This is a genomic window from Bernardetia sp. (genome assembly GCF_020630935.1).
In the GTDB taxonomy this organism is placed as follows: Bacteria; Bacteroidota; Bacteroidia; order Cytophagales; family Bernardetiaceae; genus Bernardetia.
Map to the genome: position 1 here is coordinate 75,174 of NZ_JAHDIG010000008.1, position 16,189 is coordinate 91,362.

The following is a 16,189-nucleotide window of genomic DNA, read 5'->3' on the forward strand; positions in this document are numbered from 1 at the left end:
TTTTGCTTTCTAAGTGTTACATTGGCTTTTTGTAAAAATTGAAGTACGACAAATTTTTTCAATTATAAAAATTCTTACAAAGCTCGTTTTAGATAAACATAGACGAACTGTATTTAGTTAGCAACTCAAGCATTATTCATTTATTTCCCTCTATTAAATGCCATTTTTCAAATCTATTTTTCAAGCCTTTCAAAAATATGCTCGCAGTATCGGTATGGTAATTTTGTCAGCTATGTTGCCCATTTTGTCAAGTACAGGAATTACGGTATTGCTTTTGTATTTTGAAAATGAGCTTCTATTGTGGAGTTTTTGGCAATGGCTACTTCTATATTTGGGAGTCAGTTTGCTGATGGGTTTTGCACTAATGCCAACAACATTAATGGCATTTCTGACAGGATATTTTTTAGGATTGGAAGCCACACCTCTAATGGTAGTTTCTTATTTGATAGCTGCCTATATAGGTTATAATTTGGGATTGTTTTTAGAAGGAAAAAATCTTCATAAAAATCTTTTAGAAAAACCTAAAGTACATCGTTTTCTAAGCTCTTTAAAAGAAAAGAGCTGGCGACTTATTATCTTAGTTCGGCTTTCGCCTGTGCTTCCATTTGCAGTAACGAATTTAGTATTTTCAACTATTCGTTTTCCAATGAAGACGTTTCTAATAGGTTCTTTACTAGGAATGCTGCCCAGAACGCTATTTGCTATCTACATAGGAACAAAAGCCAAAACGCTAAGAAGCCTACTAGAAAACAAAGACACAGTAGATTTTCCTTATTCTGAAATAATAGTTATTTTACTTACTATCATTACAGTTTTTGGAGTTGGTAGAATGGTCAGAAATTCTCTAAAAGTGGCAAATGAGAGTGAGAATTTGTAAATGGAATTTTGTTGTTGTTAGCCAAACATTTTAACTAAAAATAGAGTAATAATTGTAAGAAATAAACAAAGACTCTAAGGATTTTGAAAATGCTTAGGGTCTGAATAAAATAAAAAAATATGCCTAAAATAACACCTGTGGTAAAAATACTGCTCATTTTAAATATTGGTATTTATGCCCTACAATATTTTATTTTTGGAGGAGACAATCCTCTTCAAACTGACCAAGTAACAGAACTTTTGGGACTTCGATATTTTGGTGCAGAAACGTTTGCTCCGTATCAGATTTTTACACACATGTTTTTGCATGGCAGTTGGTGGCATCTTTTGGGAAATATGTATGCTCTTTTTATTTTTGGACCTCCGTTAGAAACTTATTTTAACTCAAAGAAATTTCTTGCTCTATATCTTATTGCAGGTTTGGGCGCAGCTGTTCTTCATGTAGGTGTTAGTGCTTGGGAAGTAAATGATTTGGAAGCTAGGATTATAGAATACAAACAACATCCTACTCCTGCTGAATTTAATGCTCTGATGATAGAAGAGAGTGCTTATGATAGATTTGAAGGTTTGAGGGGGTTTGCAACCAACTTTGAAGAAAACCCTACTAACTCAGCTATGATAGAAAAGTCAAAAACCTACTGGGCAGATGGCATCCTTTATATCAAAAAAAATATTCCAACTGTAGGGGCATCTGGAGCAGTATTCGGAATTTTGGCAGCTTTCGGAATTATTTTCGCTAATATGAAATTGGTTTTACTCTTTCCTCCTATTCCCATAAAAGCTAAGTATTTTGTTTTTGGGTATGCTCTCTATGAAGTATATGCGATTTGGCAAGCTAACCCAACAGATAACGTAGCTCACTTTGCACATATCGGAGGATTTATTTTCGGAATTATTTTGGTTAAATTGTGGGGAAAAGGAAATAAACCAATGCAATGGAATTGACTTTGTCGTTGCTAGAGATACCAACAACGGCGAGAAATTAATTTTAGTGATTAATTGTGAATTAAAGATATAAATTATGGATTTTTCAGAACGAATAAAATACGAATGGAACAAGTCAGATAATACGCTGATGAGAGTTATTATGATAAATGTAGCTGTTTATCTGCTCTTAGCTACCGTAATTATTATAGCGAAATTTGGTGGTGTTCCTATCTTGGGAGATATTACAGCTAAAGTCTTTTTTCTTCCTGCTGATATTTCAGACCTTGCTTTTCGTCCTTGGACGCTACTTACTTATGGGTTTGCACATTCCATAGGAGATATTTTTCATATTGTTTTTAATATGCTTGTTCTCTTTTGGTTCGGACAAATTGTAGTTTCTGAAATTGGCTCAAATCGCTTTTTAGGCTTGTACATTTGGGGAATTTTGGCTGGTGCTGTAGCCTTTTTATTGCTTTTCAATTTTGTTCCTTACTTTACAGATTTAAAAAATGGTACTGTACTTATTGGCGCATCTGCAGGAGTGTATGCTGTGGTGGTAGCTGCTGGAACACTACTTCCAAATGTAAAAATGAATTTATTTTTATTAGGAGAAGTTAGTTTGAAATGGATTGCAATGGGTTATATTATTTTATCTTTTGTTTCCTTAGCAGGTGGAAATGCAGGTGGAAATATGGCACACTTGGGAGGCGCATTGATAGGCTATTTGTTTATAGTTCAATACAGAAAAGGAAATGACTGGAGCAAACCGATTGTAGGAGTTACCTCGTTTTTTGCAAATCTCTTTAAAAGAAAACCTAAAATGAAAGCCTACAAAGGTGGAGCAAGCTCATATAAAGCAGATGATTCGAACCGTCAGAAACAAGCTAGAGCCAAAAAATCAACCGAAGAACAAAATCAGATTGATGAAATTTTAGATAAAATTTCAGCTTCTGGATATGAGTCACTTACGCAGAAAGAAAAACAAATACTTTTTCAAGCAAGTAAAAAATAACCTTAAATTTAGCTCAAGCATAATCTGTTTGAGCTATTTTTTTAGTAAATTGGTAGGCGTGCATAATAAATAATAGTTTCATTACATAACTAATCACTAACAATTTATAATTATCTAGCTATGGAAGATACAAAAGAAACAAAGCAGAAATTTTTCACAGAAAATAAAAACCACGACCAGTTAATAGCACTTTACAATCAGTTCAATGCTTTTGCAAAAGACAATGGTATGTCGTTGGTAGTAGATGAAATAGGACACGCTGTTTCGGAAATGAAGATTGTAGAAAAACACCAAAGTGCACCTGGACACTGTCATGGGGGAGTAATTGCTGGACTGATGGATGCTACGCTTGGAGCTTCTGCGTTGAGTTATGCATTTGCCAATGGGAAACTATGTGCCACGGTGGAGTTTAAAATCAATTACTTTCTGCCTGTAAAGTTGCACGATGAAATTGTTGCAGAAGCGAACTTAGAACATACAGGAAAACGCCTTGTCCATACAGTTTGTGATATAAAAAATAAAAAAACAGGGAAAATAGTTGCTAAAGGCATAGGAACATTCAACCTTTATCCAATGAACAAGCAAACGTTTGAATAAAAGAGTAAGGACAATGCCTGCATTGTCCTTACAAGTTTCTCTTTACACTTCTTGAGCAGTATTTGTTTTCTTTTTGAAACGATTCGCTACTTTCAAATCTTTCATTCCGTTAGACCAATCGTAGAAACCACTACCCGATTTTGCGCCTTTGTGTCCTGCATTTACCATATTTACTAAAAGAGGACAAGGAGCATATTTTGGATTTCCGAAGCCTTCAAACAATACTTCCAAGATAGAATGACAAACATCCAAACCGATAAAGTCTGCGAGTTGTAATGGACCCATTGGGTGAGACATTCCTAATTTCATTACCGTATCAATCTCTTCTACACCAGCTACACCTTCATAAAGTGAGTAAATAGCTTCATTTATCATCGGCATCAAGATACGATTTGCTACAAAACCTGGATAATCACTTACCTCTACTGGAATTTTGCCTAAGTTTTTAGACATTTCCATGATTCTCTTTGTAATTTCATCAGAAGTAGAATATCCACGAATTACCTCTACCAATTTCATTACAGGCACTGGATTCATGAAGTGCATTCCAATTACTTTTTCTGGACGTTCGGTTGCGCCAGCTATACGAGTAATAGAGATAGAAGATGTATTTGTTGCCAAAATTGTTTTTTCATCACAAACTTTATCTAAGTTTTCAAAAATCTTGAGCTTGATTTCCATATTTTCAGTAGCTGCCTCTACTACCAAATCCACTCCTTTTACACCTTCTTCAAGGCTTGTATAAGTTGTGATTCTTTTAAGAGTAGCTATTTTTTCATCTTCTGACAGAACTCCTTTTTTTACTTGACGGTCAAGATTTTTTCTGATGGTATTTAAACCTTTTGTAAGTGAGCTTTCAGAAATATCGATAAGAGCTACTTCGTGATTATTTTGAGCGAAAACGTGAGCAATTCCGTTTCCCATTGTTCCTGCTCCAATAACTGCAATATTTTTCATACTTTATAAAGTTTGTTTTAGTTCTTTTAATTAATCGTTGATGAATATTGTTTTTACAAAGATAACTCTTAAAGTTTAAATTTAAGAATTTGGTAATATTGCCATCAAAAAACCTATCTTTTTGCCCTATTTTCTATTAATTTAAAGGTCTTAAAACAACAACTTGACAGGGAAGAAAATACTTGAAAGAAAATAGAAATCTGTTTAAATAAAGATTATTTAAAACTTCATTTGGAATTATTCCGTTAAGAATTTATTATACATCAATAAAAATTTTCATCAAAAAATTATCAATCACAACAAAATTATGAGTCAAGCTAAAGTTCAAGCTGAAGGTATCGTTCAGAAACACGTTTTATGGTCTATGGGAATGGGAGCAATTCCAATTCCGATTTTAGATACGATTGCTGTTTCGGCAATGCAATACGAAATGTTAAAGCAAGTTTCGAATCTTTATGGTTTTGAGATGAGCGAAAATATGGGTAAATCTCTGATTTCAATGATTGCAGGAGGCACACTTGTTCGTATGGGAGCATCGGCTGTCAAAACCATTCCAATTATAGGTTCATTTTTAGGAGGTGGCGCAATGGTAGTTTTATCTGGGGCTTCTACGTATGCTATCGGAAGTGTTTTTATTCAACACTTTGAATCTGGAGGAGATTTGTTTGATATTGATACTGAAAAGTTTAAGAATTTCTACAAAGAAAAGTTTGAGCAGGGCAAAGAATATGCTTCTGAGATGAGAGAAAAAGCCAAAAACTCAATGGGTGGTGATGATGAAAAAGTCAAAACAGATTTAGGCAAAAAAGATGAGCCTGTGATGGAGAAAGACCCTAATGCTCCTAAAGATGGAAAATACGAACATCAGTTTCAAAATAAATCTGGTGAAAATCAGAAACCATCAGAGCCAGTAGAAACAAAAGAAGACGAAGAAGAAAAGGCTCTCAAAGAAGCCAAAATTGCTGAACTCAATGACTTAAAATCGAAGGGAATCCTTACAGAAGAAGAGTATGAGCGTATGAAGAAAAAGATTATGGGGTAGTATTTAGAAAAATTATCTTTTCTTTAACCCTAAAAGTTTTTGAAGACTTTTAGGGTTTTTATTTTAGTCCTAAGCCCAAACTTTCGTTACTTCCATACAATTCTGACAAATATCTATTTCTTTGCTAGATTGTAATAATAAATTTCCAAAAGCTGAGTAAGTTTCGTACTGCCAAATTTCATTAAAGCTATATTTTTTCTAAACCTCCACTTGCTACATCCTAGTTGCCAAAAAATAAATTAAAAACACATACTCTAGCTTATTTATAAACAAGTTAGTACAATTTGAAAGCCTCTGGCTGATGTTATAAAGTGATGAGGTAAGAATAGAATAACAAAATAAAGTATTGTCTTTTTACACTCGTTTAATAAAACTCTTCCTTTATGTATTTCTTTGTGTTGTTCGTATAAAATCGTAGATAGCCTATATTCTACTTTTCTACCTTTGAATTAGACAAACCTAAGATATTTTGTCTAATTCTTTTTTTTTTACAAAACTTAGTACAATGAAAACATTAAAAAATTTCAAGAAATTTGCCATTAATAATAAGCAAGCATCTATTATTTCAGGAGGAAGTATACCTTTAGATGGAGGTGGTAATGATGGAGGTGGCTCTGGAGGTGGTTCTGGCAGCAATGGCACTACAGCATTATATTGTTGTGGAGGAGAACCAGGAGGAGTATGTGATACTGCATTGAACGTTGCAATTACATTATGTAGAATAAATGGTTTGCAACCACCAACTCGTGTAAGATAAATATCACTTTGATATATACAAAGTTTAACACAAGTGCAATATAGAATTTTGAGCTTGTGTTAAACTCTTTGGTATTGAGCTTAAATATCTTTGAAGAAAACTCTTTAACATTATGACACTATTTCAGAAACCATTCTAAGCCCAAACCTTCGTTCCTTCTGTACAATTCTGACAAATATCTATTTCTTTTCTGGATTGCAGTAATGAATTTCTAAAAGCTGAATAAGTTTCATTTTGCCAAATTTCAGTAAAAGAATAGGTTGATAAATCTCCCAAATGATGTGTTGCATCTTTATCGAAACAGCAAGGAACTACCTTTCCATCCCACGTAACCACACACGAATGCCACATTTTCCAACAGCTATTTTCTAAATCATTTTTCAGAATTACTTTATCACTTTGCTTTTCATAGCGACTATATTTTCCATTTTCTGGAATAAAATCTGTCTGATTTTCATAATCATAAATTTGAGCCGTTTTGATGGCTACTTTATCAATTCCTAGTTCTTTTCCGATAGATTTAATTTTTTCAATTTCGTGTTCATTATGCTTGAAGACAATGAATTGAAGCATAATAAAAGGTGTTTTGCTCTTATGTTTTTTCTTGTATTTAACTACATTTTCAATGCCCTTCCATACTTTATCGATATTTCCTCCAATTCTATATTTTTGATAGGTTTCCTGTTCTGCCCCATCTAAGGAAATAATGAGTCTAGAGAGTCCAGACAAAACTGTTTTTTCTGCAATTTCCTCTGTCAAATAATGGGCATTGGTAGAAGTAGCCGTATAAATATTTTTCTGATGGGCAAGTTTTACCCAATCCAAAAAATGCTTATTGATATACGGTTCTCCTTGGAAATAAAAAATCAGATAAGTCAGATAAGGAGAAACTTCATTTAGCAATTTTTTGAACGTTTCATCCTGTGCATTTCCAGTAGGGCGAGAAAACTGTCGAAGTCCAGATGGACAATGAGGGCAGCGCAAATTACAGGTGGTAGTAGGCTCAAAGGCAATACTTATCGGAAATCCTTTTTGGTAGTTCTTCTTAGTAATTTTGGAAACATAATAACTTACCAAAAGCAAAACACCGTTCCAAAATCGTTTGAAAGTAAGTGTTTTGAGATAAATTATTCCATCTGTAATTTGGCTTTTGTTCATTCACTATTTATTTCATCAAAATACGTATAGGCGAATCTGTATTTACAATACTTTCTAGTTCCTGCCAAGTAAAGAAAAATACAGGGGAAGGCATTACGTGTGGAGTAATTTCGCCTCTATTATATGAAAATTCAATTCCTTTTTCAATAATAGCAAAGTTTTCTGTGGGACTGATTTCTTCTACAAAAAAGCCATAATCTTCTAATGAATTTACACCTTCTTTTTTAGCAATTTCAGAGGCTTTTTCTAACATTTTATCTTTGAGCTTAGTCTGGCTATTTTCATCAAAAATATCAGAAAGTTTGATTTGCTTACTATTTTTTAAATCTAAATTGATAAATGAAGTTGTATAATAAGGATGCGCTCCACCTCCATACTCATCCAAATAAAATGCAATGGTTGTAAAATAATTATCATTAAAAATTACTGATACTTGTAAATCCCTATACCATTCGGCAGACATCCCTATTACCTCTTCCGAGTTCATCTCTATATAGCCTTCAAGATAGTTTTTTTTCTTTTTGGCTAAGGCTTGTTTTGCATCGCCCGAATAATCTTGTTTTTTCTGTAAGACAGCTTGAATTGTCTCTAGGTTTGTTTGACTTGGAACTTCTGTAACTACCAAAATCTGCTCTTTGAAAGATGCTGCTGGCGAGCCTTCCTCTCCTGCCACGAGTTCAACCGTTCCACTATCTGAAAAAATTTCAAACTCAATCTTTTTGATTTCATCAGCAACATTTTGTATTTGTTGTGTTTCTTGTATTTGAGTGGTTGTATCGTTTGGAGTTTCTGAATTTGTAGCCGTTTTGCCACAAGAGACAAACAATACTAACATAAAAAACATGAAGAAATAGCTATTTTTTTTCATAAGTAGTACGATTGATGAGACTTTTGAATATGAAGACAGTAAGCAAATTCTATCTTGCCAAAAATATTTTTTATTGTTAGGGAACAGGCATACCTGTTCCTGACAGATGTTTAAAATAAAATATTTTTTTCTGCATCCCAAAATACTAAAAATCCTTCGTAATTTATTGCATTAGAGAATGTACTGGAGAATCTGTCTTTACAAGGTCTTTGAGTTCTTCCCAAGTAAATAAAAATGAGGGCATTCCTGCTGCATACGGTGCAATTTCGTAAGGTTGATACACAAATGTTATTCCCTTTGCATTCAATGAAAAATTATCACTAGCTTCTATTTTATCTACCAAATAGCCTGCATCTTGCAACGAAACAGGATTCTCAAAACCAGTATATTCGTATGCCTTTTTTATCATTTTCTTTTCTAGTGTGGCGATAGCTTGTTGGTCAAAAATATCATCTAGCTTGATTTCTTTTCCATTTTTCACATCAATCACAAGATAAGTTTCACCAAACATTCCATGCGCTCCTCCCATATACATATAATTTGAGAAAGCTATGGTAGCAAAATGCTTATCATTAAAAACTACCTCTGCCTTGCTTTCATTTGCCCAGTTAGCAGCATACAAATATTCCTCCTCTGCACCTTGATTTACCTCCAAATACTCTTTAAAGAACGATTTTTTGCTCTCTTCAAGCATTTGTCTAGTAGATTTAATAGGTTGCCCTTTTTCTTGATACGACTGATATTTTTTGAGAATATCTTGAATTTTGGATAGATTACTCCCTTGTGGTACTTGTTTTACCTCAACTATCACACTTGAAAAAGTAGCTTGAGGCGTTTCTTTTCTATTTTTAAATAATTTTATGCTGTCTTTTATAGAAATAAATTCAAAATGAATGCTCTTCGAATAATCTTCAACCAATGAAACAGACAACGTTTTAGTTTTGTCTTTGTTCTGCCAATTTCCCACAAACGTATTGTGGCTTATTTTTCCTACAATAAACTCTATTTTTTCGCCTTCATTGTCCATTGAAAAAAGTTCTATTTCGCCTTTATCATTTACTTTGCCTTGCAAATTTATTGGAATATTATATTTTTTATAATAGTAACTACCAGAATATTCTCTTCCATCTTGAATCAAATCCATTACGATGGGCAAGTTTCCATTTATTGTTCCTGTAAAATGGCAATAATCTGTTGTTTGTGGCTTTTGAGCATAAATAGAAGAAAAGAACAACGAATAAAAAACGAAAGTAAAAAATACAGATAGTAAGTGAGGAAACTTCCTTGTTTTCATAGTTAGGGTTGAAAATAATATGTTTTGGAAAGACAGTTTTAGTTGTAATAGAAAAAGTTTGTTTGCAGCTCATTACTATACTTTACAAACTTTTTTTTATTTAGGCTATAAAATTAGGCATAAAATAAATGTTTTGATACTGCAAATACATAAAAAATAGAAAAAATCACACCAAAACAAATCTTTTATAAGTTGAGTTAAATAACTATAAAATAATATCTAACAAAAATTTTATCATTATGGCAAGTACATTTATAATCGTTTATAAAAATGGCGAAACAAAAGACTTAGAGGCTCAAAATAAAGCAGATTTAATCGCAGAGTATTTTGAGGGAAGCAAAGAAAAATTTGAAAATGAAGTAAAGCTATTACGTTGGCAACAAGGAACAGTCAGCTATACTGAAGATGTAGAACATGGAAAAATAGATGAACATATTGCTTCTGCAGACACTAACCCTTATGGTTGGAGAAATGAAGTTGAAGAAGTAGGAAAACCTGTAGAGATAGAAGAAAAAATCAATGAAGATTTGCCTTACTCAACAGATAAGTTATAATTTCTGTATTTTTTCTATCGAAGAGCATATATTTTGAAGGCTCAACTACTCAAAAGTAATTTTGAATTAGTACCTTTGTAGCACTTTTAAAAAAATCTAGTTTTACTTGAAAAACAAAGATTATAAAAATTTATTTTCTATAATTTTTCCTCAAAAATATCTATGGTGCATACAGCAAACCTTTCTACTGACCGTATTTCTGAACTTTTAGGTCAAGATTCTGAAACACTTCTCAATTTTTCTACACCTGCTATTTCAAAAGAACGTTTGCACGTTCCTAGTCCAGATTTTGTAGATAAAATCTTTGCTAACTCAAACCGTAATCCACAAGTATTGCGTAGCTTAGGTCAGCTTTATGGCTCTGGTCGTTTGGCAGGCACAGGGTATGTTTCTATTCTTCCTGTTGACCAAGGTATCGAACACACAGGAGGCGCATCTTTTGCACCTAACCCAGATTATTTTGACCCAGAAAACATTGTAAAACTAGCGATTGAAGGAGGTTGTAATGCTGTTGCAACAACGTATGGAAACCTTGCTTTGATGTCAAGAAAATATGCTCACAAAATTCCTTTTATCGTAAAGATTAATCATAACGAACTTCTTACATATCCAAATAAGTTTGACCAAGTGATGTTTGGTTCAGTAGAAGAAGCGTGGAACTTAGGCGCAGTAGCTGTAGGAGCAACTATCTACTTTGGTTCGGAAGAATCTACACGTCAAATTCAAGAAGTAGCTGCAGCCTTTGAAAGAGCACACGAACTAGGGATGGCAACTATTCTTTGGTGTTATGCTCGTAATAGTTCATTCAAGAAAGACGGAACAGATTACCACGTAGCTGCTGACCTTACAGGGCAAGCAAACCATATCGGTGTAACTATCCAAGCAGACATTATTAAGCAAAAACTTCCTGAAAACAACGGAGCTTTTAATAATATTAGCTTTGCAAAAACTCATAAGAAAGTATATTCAGACCTTTCTTCTGAAAATCCTATCGACCTTTGTCGTTATCAAGTAGCTAACTGTTATATGGGCAGAATTGGTCTTATCAACTCTGGTGGTGCTTCTTCTGGAGCTTCTGATATGGCTGAAGCAGTTAAAACGGCTGTTATCAATAAGCGTGCTGGTGGTGCAGGTCTTATTTCTGGACGTAAGGCATTCCAAAAACCTTTAAACGAAGGTGTAGAACTTTTACACTCTATTCAAGATGTTTATTTGAACAACGAAATTACGATTGCGTAATTTTTGAAATTTCTGATATAAAAAAACGGCTTTGTTCTTAGAAAGAAGTCGTTTTTTTTATGATTTTTGATGAGTTGTAAGCTATTTATACCCAAAAACAACTATTTTGCTCTTTTTGTCGGTCTGCTCTACGAGGCTGACCTTATTCTAATGATGCGATTTTTAGGTGTAGTTTAGTTTTTATTTTGGTTCGAAAACAATAATTTCAATATTTTCTAGTTCCTTTAGATACTTTTCTAGTAATAATTTTACATCTTCCCAATCTAGTCCTCCTAAACCACATCCCAAAGCAGGAATGGCTATGCTTCCAAAATTATTTTCATTTATAATCTTAACCAAATCCTTCAAACCTTCTTCTACATACTCTATTTTTGAAGCACTACGCCAATGTTTTTTAGTAGGAAAATTAATTATAAACTTCTTTCTTTCTAAACTAGATTCATCAACTAAAAGAAGTTTTCCAACATCAATCGTTTTGTTCTGACATGCTTCTTTATAGACCTTATAATTGTAAGGAAATTTTTGTTTGAACTGCAAAGCCAAGCCTTTCCCCATCACCCCTACCATATTGACAGGATTAATGATAACTTCTGCATTAGATTCTAAAATATTTCCTTTGGTGTAGTTCATAGAGTATTTAGTCTTGTTTCAATATTTACATTGATAGAGTTACCATCTTTTGAGTGAATATATAATTTCTGTCATAAAAAAAACGGCTTTTTTCTAAGAAGCCGTTTTTTATAAATCATACTTTATTTAAAAAGTATTTAGAATTTTAGGTTCAAGCCCAATTGTAAAATAGAGATACCATAACCAAGCTCTCCAAATACACCTATGTTGTCTGTAAATCTATATCTAGCACCTAAGAAACCAGACCAAGCAAAACCACTAGCTGTAGCACCTGTGAAGTCATCATCTCCTGTAAAAGAAACAATATTGTACCCCAATAAAGCTCCAACATAAGGATCGAAACGTTCGTTGTTTACATTAAAGTGGTAAGCACCTCTTGCGCCTAAAATAGTATAGTTGTATCCCCAGTCATCAAAACCATCAATTTTGGTCGAAGCATAAGCTGCATAACCACCAACACTGATATTGTCAGTTACTCCATACTCTACACTAAGTCCTACTGGAGGGATGGCTTGAGAAGTTCCACTACCAAAGAAGGTTGGCAAAAGACCAACACCTAAGTTTACATCTAGTTGCCCTTGTTCATATTGCGCCTGTGCAGAAGATAGTGTAAAAACAAATAATAAAGACAAGATTGAAGAAACAAATAATTTTCTCATAAAAACAAGTAAAATAATTAAAGTTTAAAATAATAACAGTGAATGAAGTACATTCATCTACAAAATCAAAAAAGCAAAAGAAATAAAACTACCTACTTATACATATTTTCACAAAATCCACATATACTAGCTAATATTACTTGTGATTTTGCCTTTTTTATACAAATATACGTTAAATCTTACTTTTTAGTTCTATTTTTTTCACTAAATTTATTGCTATTTTTCATAAAACACTGACTTACAACTTATTACACTTCTATTTTTTTTTGTTTTTTTCAAAAAAAATCACATTTACACTACGCATCTCTATTTATGTGGTAAAATTTAGTTTTCAACTCTATTCTATTATGCAATTCTCCTTCATTTAGTATTTTATGCGCTTGTTAAAAGATAGAATGTCTTTGTTAAAAAGGAAGACAACACATTGTTTCTTTTCTTACCATAACTCTATACATAATCATTTCTATATATCTGAAGTGCTGATTTATTTTTTTGTAATGCCTTGGGTTAATTTCTTCATTTACTTAAAATCATATTTTGAGTAGGTTGGTTGAGATACTAAATATAAGTCATTTGACTCTATATTTATCAAATCCCAAAATTTCATTTTTCAAAAAGGATAAAGTCTGTTACCTTTGTGCAATTTATAGATACAACTATTAAAAAAGGAAACAAATCATCTGTTCTCATGCCAAAAAATAATTCCATTCGTCATATTCTCATTATTGGAAGTGGTCCTATTGTTATCGGACAAGCCTGTGAGTTTGATTATTCGGGTTCGCAAGCAGCTCGTTCGCTTCGTGAAGAAGGAATAAAAGTCTCACTCATCAATTCCAATCCTGCAACGATAATGACCGACCCTATCAATGCAGACCACGTTTATCTGTTGCCACTCACACCAGAATCTATCGAAACCATCTTGAGAGAACAAGAAATTGATGCCGTTTTGCCTACTATGGGAGGTCAGACGGCATTAAATTTATCTATTGAGTGTAACGATATGGGGCTTTGGGAAAAATATAACGTCAAAGTCATCGGTGTAGATTTTGAAGCCATTGATACAACAGAAGATAGAGACAAATTCAAAGCCTGTATGGAAAATATGGGGGTTGGAGTTGCAACAGGACAGACAGCAAAATCGTTCTTACAGGGTAAAAAAATAGCACAAAATATTGGTTTTCCATTAGTAATTCGTCCTTCTTTTACACTCGGAGGAACAGGTGGAAGCGTTGTTTATGACAAAGAAGAGTTTGATAGCAGTCTTTCAAGAGGTTTGCACACTTCGCCTATACATGAGGTTTTGATTGAGCAGTGTGTGATTGGTTGGAAAGAATTTGAGTTAGAGCTTTTGAGAGACTCGGCAGGAAATGTAATCATTATCTGTTCGATAGAAAACTTCGACCCAATGGGTGTTCATACAGGAGATTCTATCACAGTTGCACCAGCCATGACACTTCCAGATACAGTTTATCAAGAAATGCGAAATTTAGCCATCAAGATGATGAATGGTATTGGTAGTTTTGCAGGAGGTTGTAATGTTCAGTTTGCTGTCAATCCAGAAAACGATGAAATTATTGCTATTGAAATCAACCCTCGTGTTTCTCGTTCGTCTGCACTAGCTTCAAAAGCAACAGGTTATCCGATTGCCAAAATTGCTGCAAAGCTCGCCATTGGTTATAACTTAGACGAACTAGATAACGCCATTACAGGTACAACATCAGCCTTTTTTGAGCCTGCCATTGATTACGTAATTGTAAAAGTACCTCGTTGGAATTTTGATAAATTTCAAGGCTCAGACGACCGTTTGGGTTTCCAAATGAAGTCAGTAGGTGAAGCGATGGGAATTGGTCGTAACTTCCAAGAAGCATTGCAAAAAGCTTGTCAGTCTTTAGAAATTCGTAGAAATGGATTAGGTGCAGATGGAAAAGAAGTAACAAGTCAAGAGGAAATCCATCAAAAACTAAAAGTTCCGTCGTGGGATAGGCTCTTTAGAATCTATGATGCTTTCAAACTAGGAATACCAATGAAGCGTATTTTTGATTTGACAAGAATTGATAAATGGTTCTTACATCAGATTGAACAAATTGTAGAGCTAGAAAATGAAATTCAAAAGTATAGATTAGATACAATTCCTTATGATTTACTTCTAAAAGCCAAGAAAAAAGGACTTGCCGACCGTCAGATAGCACACTTAGTAGGCTGTTTGGAAAGTGAAATTCATACAAAGCGAACCGATTTAGGCATAAACAGAGTTTGGAAACTCGTTGATACATGTTCGGCAGAATTTGAGGCACAAACACCTTATTATTACTCTACTTTTGAGAGAGAAAACGAAGCCGTAGCCAGCGACAAGAAAAAAATTGTTGTGTTGGGTTCAGGACCAAATAGAATTGGACAAGGTATTGAGTTTGACTACTCATGTGTTCACGGAGTTTTGGCAGCTAAAGAAGCAGGTTATGAAACGATTATGATAAATTGTAATCCTGAAACTGTTTCTACTGATTTTGATATTGCAGACAAACTCTATTTTGAGCCTGTTTTTTGGGAACATATTTATGATATTATTCTGAATGAAAAACCAGAGGGTGTAATTGTTCAGCTTGGAGGACAAACTGCCTTAAAACTTGCCGAAAAACTAGAACGCTATGGCATTCCAATTTTGGGAACAAGCTACGAAGCACTGGATTTAGCAGAAGATAGAGGACGTTTTTCAGACCTTTTGAAAGAAAACGATATTCCTTATCCAAAATATCACGCCATCAAAACGGCAGAAGAAGCATTAGAAAAAGCTGCTGAAATGGAATTTCCTTTGCTTGTGCGTCCGTCATATGTACTCGGTGGGCAGCGCATGAAAATTGTTATCAACGAGCAAGAACTAGAGGAGCATATCATCAATATTTTTAAAGATTTGGGGCAGCAAACCATCTTGATAGATGAGTTTTTAGATGGAGCTATTGAAGCCGAAGCCGATGCAATTTGTGATACAGAAGATGTCTATATTATTGGAGTAATGGAACACATTGAACCTGCTGGTATTCATTCGGGCGACTCGTATGCCGTTTTACCTCCTTTTGATTTGGATGAAAATATTATGCAGCAGATTCATGACCATACGAAGAAAATTGCTGTCGCACTCAAAACTAAAGGTGTCATCAATATTCAGTTCGCTATCAAAGATGGTAAAGTTTATATCATTGAAGCCAATCCAAGAGCCTCACGTACCGTTCCATTTATTTGTAAAGCCTATCAAGAGCCGTACATCAAGTATGCAACTTGGGTAATGTTAGACCATAAAAAAGTCAAGGATTTCAATTTTGAGCCACAACAAAATGGCTATGCTATCAAAATTCCTGTTTTCTCGTTTGATAAATTCCCAAATGTCAATAAAGAATTAGGACCAGAAATGAAATCTACTGGAGAAGGAATTTATTTTATTCATCACCTTAAAGACCCATTCTTTAGAGAAATTTATGGTAAGCGCAATTTGTATTTGAGTAGGTAATATTTCATTTTTTATTGTAACTTAAAATCCTTTAAAAGCATTGGTTTGTTTTTAAAGGATTTTGGTTCTTTATGAATTTGGTTGCAAATAGACTTTTTGGTTAAATACAAATCGTAT

At 33.7% G+C, this 16,189-nt stretch carries 15 protein-coding genes; 9 read left to right on the plus strand and 6 right to left on the minus strand.

Annotation, left to right across the window (positions count from 1 at the left end):
- Positions 1-157 precede the first annotated feature (157 nt).
- The 4 genes from QZ659_RS04075 to QZ659_RS04090 all read left to right on the plus strand — a co-directional run bounded on the left by QZ659_RS04075 (position 158) and on the right by QZ659_RS04090 (position 3,412).
- A complete protein-coding gene (locus tag QZ659_RS04075; RefSeq protein WP_291722248.1) occupies positions 158-877 on the plus strand; it encodes a TVP38/TMEM64 family protein in 720 nt (239 codons plus the stop codon).
- A gap of 119 nt (positions 878-996) precedes the next feature.
- Complete coding sequence (locus tag QZ659_RS04080; protein WP_291722251.1) at positions 997-1,821, plus strand: rhomboid family intramembrane serine protease; 825 nt, start codon at positions 997-999, stop codon at positions 1,819-1,821.
- A gap of 76 nt (positions 1,822-1,897) precedes the next feature.
- Complete coding sequence (locus QZ659_RS04085) at positions 1,898-2,815, plus strand: rhomboid family intramembrane serine protease (protein WP_291722253.1); 918 nt, start codon at positions 1,898-1,900, stop codon at positions 2,813-2,815.
- Positions 2,816-2,935: 120 nt separating this feature from the next.
- Positions 2,936-3,412, plus strand: a complete 477-nt coding sequence (locus tag QZ659_RS04090; RefSeq protein ID WP_291722254.1) for a PaaI family thioesterase — start codon at positions 2,936-2,938, stop codon at positions 3,410-3,412.
- A gap of 42 nt (positions 3,413-3,454) precedes the next feature.
- Here the strand turns inward: QZ659_RS04090 and QZ659_RS04095 are convergent, their stop codons facing one another.
- Positions 3,455-4,369 carry a 3-hydroxyacyl-CoA dehydrogenase family protein gene (locus QZ659_RS04095; protein WP_291722257.1) on the minus strand — a complete coding sequence of 305 codons (915 nt, stop codon included), beginning with the start codon at positions 4,367-4,369 and terminating at the stop codon, positions 3,455-3,457.
- Between the two features lie 307 nt (positions 4,370-4,676).
- Here QZ659_RS04095 and QZ659_RS04100 point away from each other — a divergent pair, with 307 nt between their 5' ends.
- Entirely contained in the window at positions 4,677-5,411 is a 735-nt protein-coding gene (locus QZ659_RS04100) for a DUF697 domain-containing protein (RefSeq protein ID WP_291722259.1), read from the plus strand.
- A gap of 505 nt (positions 5,412-5,916) precedes the next feature.
- Positions 5,917-6,168 carry a hypothetical protein gene (locus QZ659_RS04105; protein WP_291722260.1) on the plus strand — a complete coding sequence of 84 codons (252 nt, stop codon included), beginning with the start codon at positions 5,917-5,919 and terminating at the stop codon, positions 6,166-6,168.
- A 135-nt stretch (positions 6,169-6,303) separates the two neighbouring features.
- Here QZ659_RS04105 and QZ659_RS04110 read toward each other — a convergent pair whose 3' ends face one another.
- From QZ659_RS04110 to QZ659_RS04120, 3 genes are all read right to left on the minus strand, one after another.
- Complete coding sequence (locus QZ659_RS04110; protein WP_291722262.1) at positions 6,304-7,326, minus strand: radical SAM/SPASM domain-containing protein; 1,023 nt, start codon at positions 7,324-7,326, stop codon at positions 6,304-6,306.
- Between the two features lie 7 nt (positions 7,327-7,333).
- Positions 7,334-8,194, minus strand: a complete 861-nt coding sequence (locus QZ659_RS04115) for an RsiV family protein (RefSeq protein ID WP_291722264.1) — start codon at positions 8,192-8,194, stop codon at positions 7,334-7,336.
- Positions 8,195-8,357: 163 nt separating this feature from the next.
- Entirely contained in the window at positions 8,358-9,488 is a 1,131-nt protein-coding gene (locus QZ659_RS04120) for a DUF3298 and DUF4163 domain-containing protein (RefSeq protein WP_291722266.1), read from the minus strand.
- Positions 9,489-9,727: 239 nt separating this feature from the next.
- Between QZ659_RS04120 and QZ659_RS04125 the strand changes: the two genes are divergently transcribed.
- Both QZ659_RS04125 and QZ659_RS04130 read left to right on the plus strand, forming a co-directional pair.
- The gene (locus QZ659_RS04125) at positions 9,728-10,042 is read left to right on the plus strand and encodes a hypothetical protein (RefSeq protein WP_291722268.1); all 315 of its coding nucleotides are present in this window, start codon (positions 9,728-9,730) and stop codon (positions 10,040-10,042) included.
- Positions 10,043-10,204: 162 nt separating this feature from the next.
- Positions 10,205-11,281 carry a class I fructose-bisphosphate aldolase gene (locus QZ659_RS04130; RefSeq protein ID WP_291722270.1) on the plus strand — a complete coding sequence of 359 codons (1,077 nt, stop codon included), beginning with the start codon at positions 10,205-10,207 and terminating at the stop codon, positions 11,279-11,281.
- A gap of 180 nt (positions 11,282-11,461) precedes the next feature.
- Here the strand turns inward: QZ659_RS04130 and QZ659_RS04135 are convergent, their stop codons facing one another.
- Positions 11,462-11,911 (minus strand): macro domain-containing protein, encoded by a 450-nt coding sequence (locus QZ659_RS04135; RefSeq protein ID WP_291722272.1) that lies wholly within the window; start codon positions 11,909-11,911, stop codon positions 11,462-11,464.
- Positions 11,912-12,048: 137 nt separating this feature from the next.
- On the minus strand, positions 12,049-12,570 hold the full coding sequence (locus QZ659_RS04140) for a porin family protein (protein ID WP_291722274.1): 522 nt from the start codon (positions 12,568-12,570) through the stop codon (positions 12,049-12,051).
- 688 nt (positions 12,571-13,258) lie between these two features.
- On the opposite strand from QZ659_RS04140, the gene carB reads away from it, so the two are divergent.
- Positions 13,259-16,072 carry a carbamoyl-phosphate synthase large subunit gene (gene carB / locus QZ659_RS04145; RefSeq protein ID WP_291722276.1) on the plus strand — a complete coding sequence of 938 codons (2,814 nt, stop codon included), beginning with the start codon at positions 13,259-13,261 and terminating at the stop codon, positions 16,070-16,072.
- Positions 16,073-16,189 lie beyond the last annotated feature (117 nt).

Excerpts from the sequence above, each read along its gene's own strand:
- QZ659_RS04135 (WP_291722272.1), bottom strand. The coding sequence starts at position 11,911 with ATGAACTACACCAAAGGAAATATTTTAGAATCTAATGCAGAAGTTATC.
- QZ659_RS04115 (WP_291722264.1), bottom strand. The coding sequence starts at position 8,194 with ATGAAAAAAAATAGCTATTTCTTCATGTTTTTTATGTTAGTATTGTTT.
- QZ659_RS04130 (WP_291722270.1), top strand. The coding sequence starts at position 10,205 with ATGGTGCATACAGCAAACCTTTCTACTGACCGTATTTCTGAACTTTTA.
- QZ659_RS04090 (WP_291722254.1), top strand. The coding sequence starts at position 2,936 with ATGGAAGATACAAAAGAAACAAAGCAGAAATTTTTCACAGAAAATAAA.
- QZ659_RS04075 (WP_291722248.1), top strand. The coding sequence starts at position 158 with ATGCCATTTTTCAAATCTATTTTTCAAGCCTTTCAAAAATATGCTCGC.
- carB (WP_291722276.1), top strand. The coding sequence starts at position 13,259 with ATGCCAAAAAATAATTCCATTCGTCATATTCTCATTATTGGAAGTGGT.
- QZ659_RS04120 (WP_291722266.1), bottom strand. The coding sequence starts at position 9,488 with ATGAAAACAAGGAAGTTTCCTCACTTACTATCTGTATTTTTTACTTTC.
- QZ659_RS04095 (WP_291722257.1), bottom strand. The coding sequence starts at position 4,369 with ATGAAAAATATTGCAGTTATTGGAGCAGGAACAATGGGAAACGGAATT.
- QZ659_RS04125 (WP_291722268.1), top strand. The coding sequence starts at position 9,728 with ATGGCAAGTACATTTATAATCGTTTATAAAAATGGCGAAACAAAAGAC.
- QZ659_RS04080 (WP_291722251.1), top strand. The coding sequence starts at position 997 with ATGCCTAAAATAACACCTGTGGTAAAAATACTGCTCATTTTAAATATT.
- QZ659_RS04100 (WP_291722259.1), top strand. The coding sequence starts at position 4,677 with ATGAGTCAAGCTAAAGTTCAAGCTGAAGGTATCGTTCAGAAACACGTT.
- QZ659_RS04105 (WP_291722260.1), top strand. The coding sequence starts at position 5,917 with ATGAAAACATTAAAAAATTTCAAGAAATTTGCCATTAATAATAAGCAA.
- QZ659_RS04085 (WP_291722253.1), top strand. The coding sequence starts at position 1,898 with ATGGATTTTTCAGAACGAATAAAATACGAATGGAACAAGTCAGATAAT.
- QZ659_RS04140 (WP_291722274.1), bottom strand. The coding sequence starts at position 12,570 with ATGAGAAAATTATTTGTTTCTTCAATCTTGTCTTTATTATTTGTTTTT.
- QZ659_RS04110 (WP_291722262.1), bottom strand. The coding sequence starts at position 7,326 with ATGAACAAAAGCCAAATTACAGATGGAATAATTTATCTCAAAACACTT.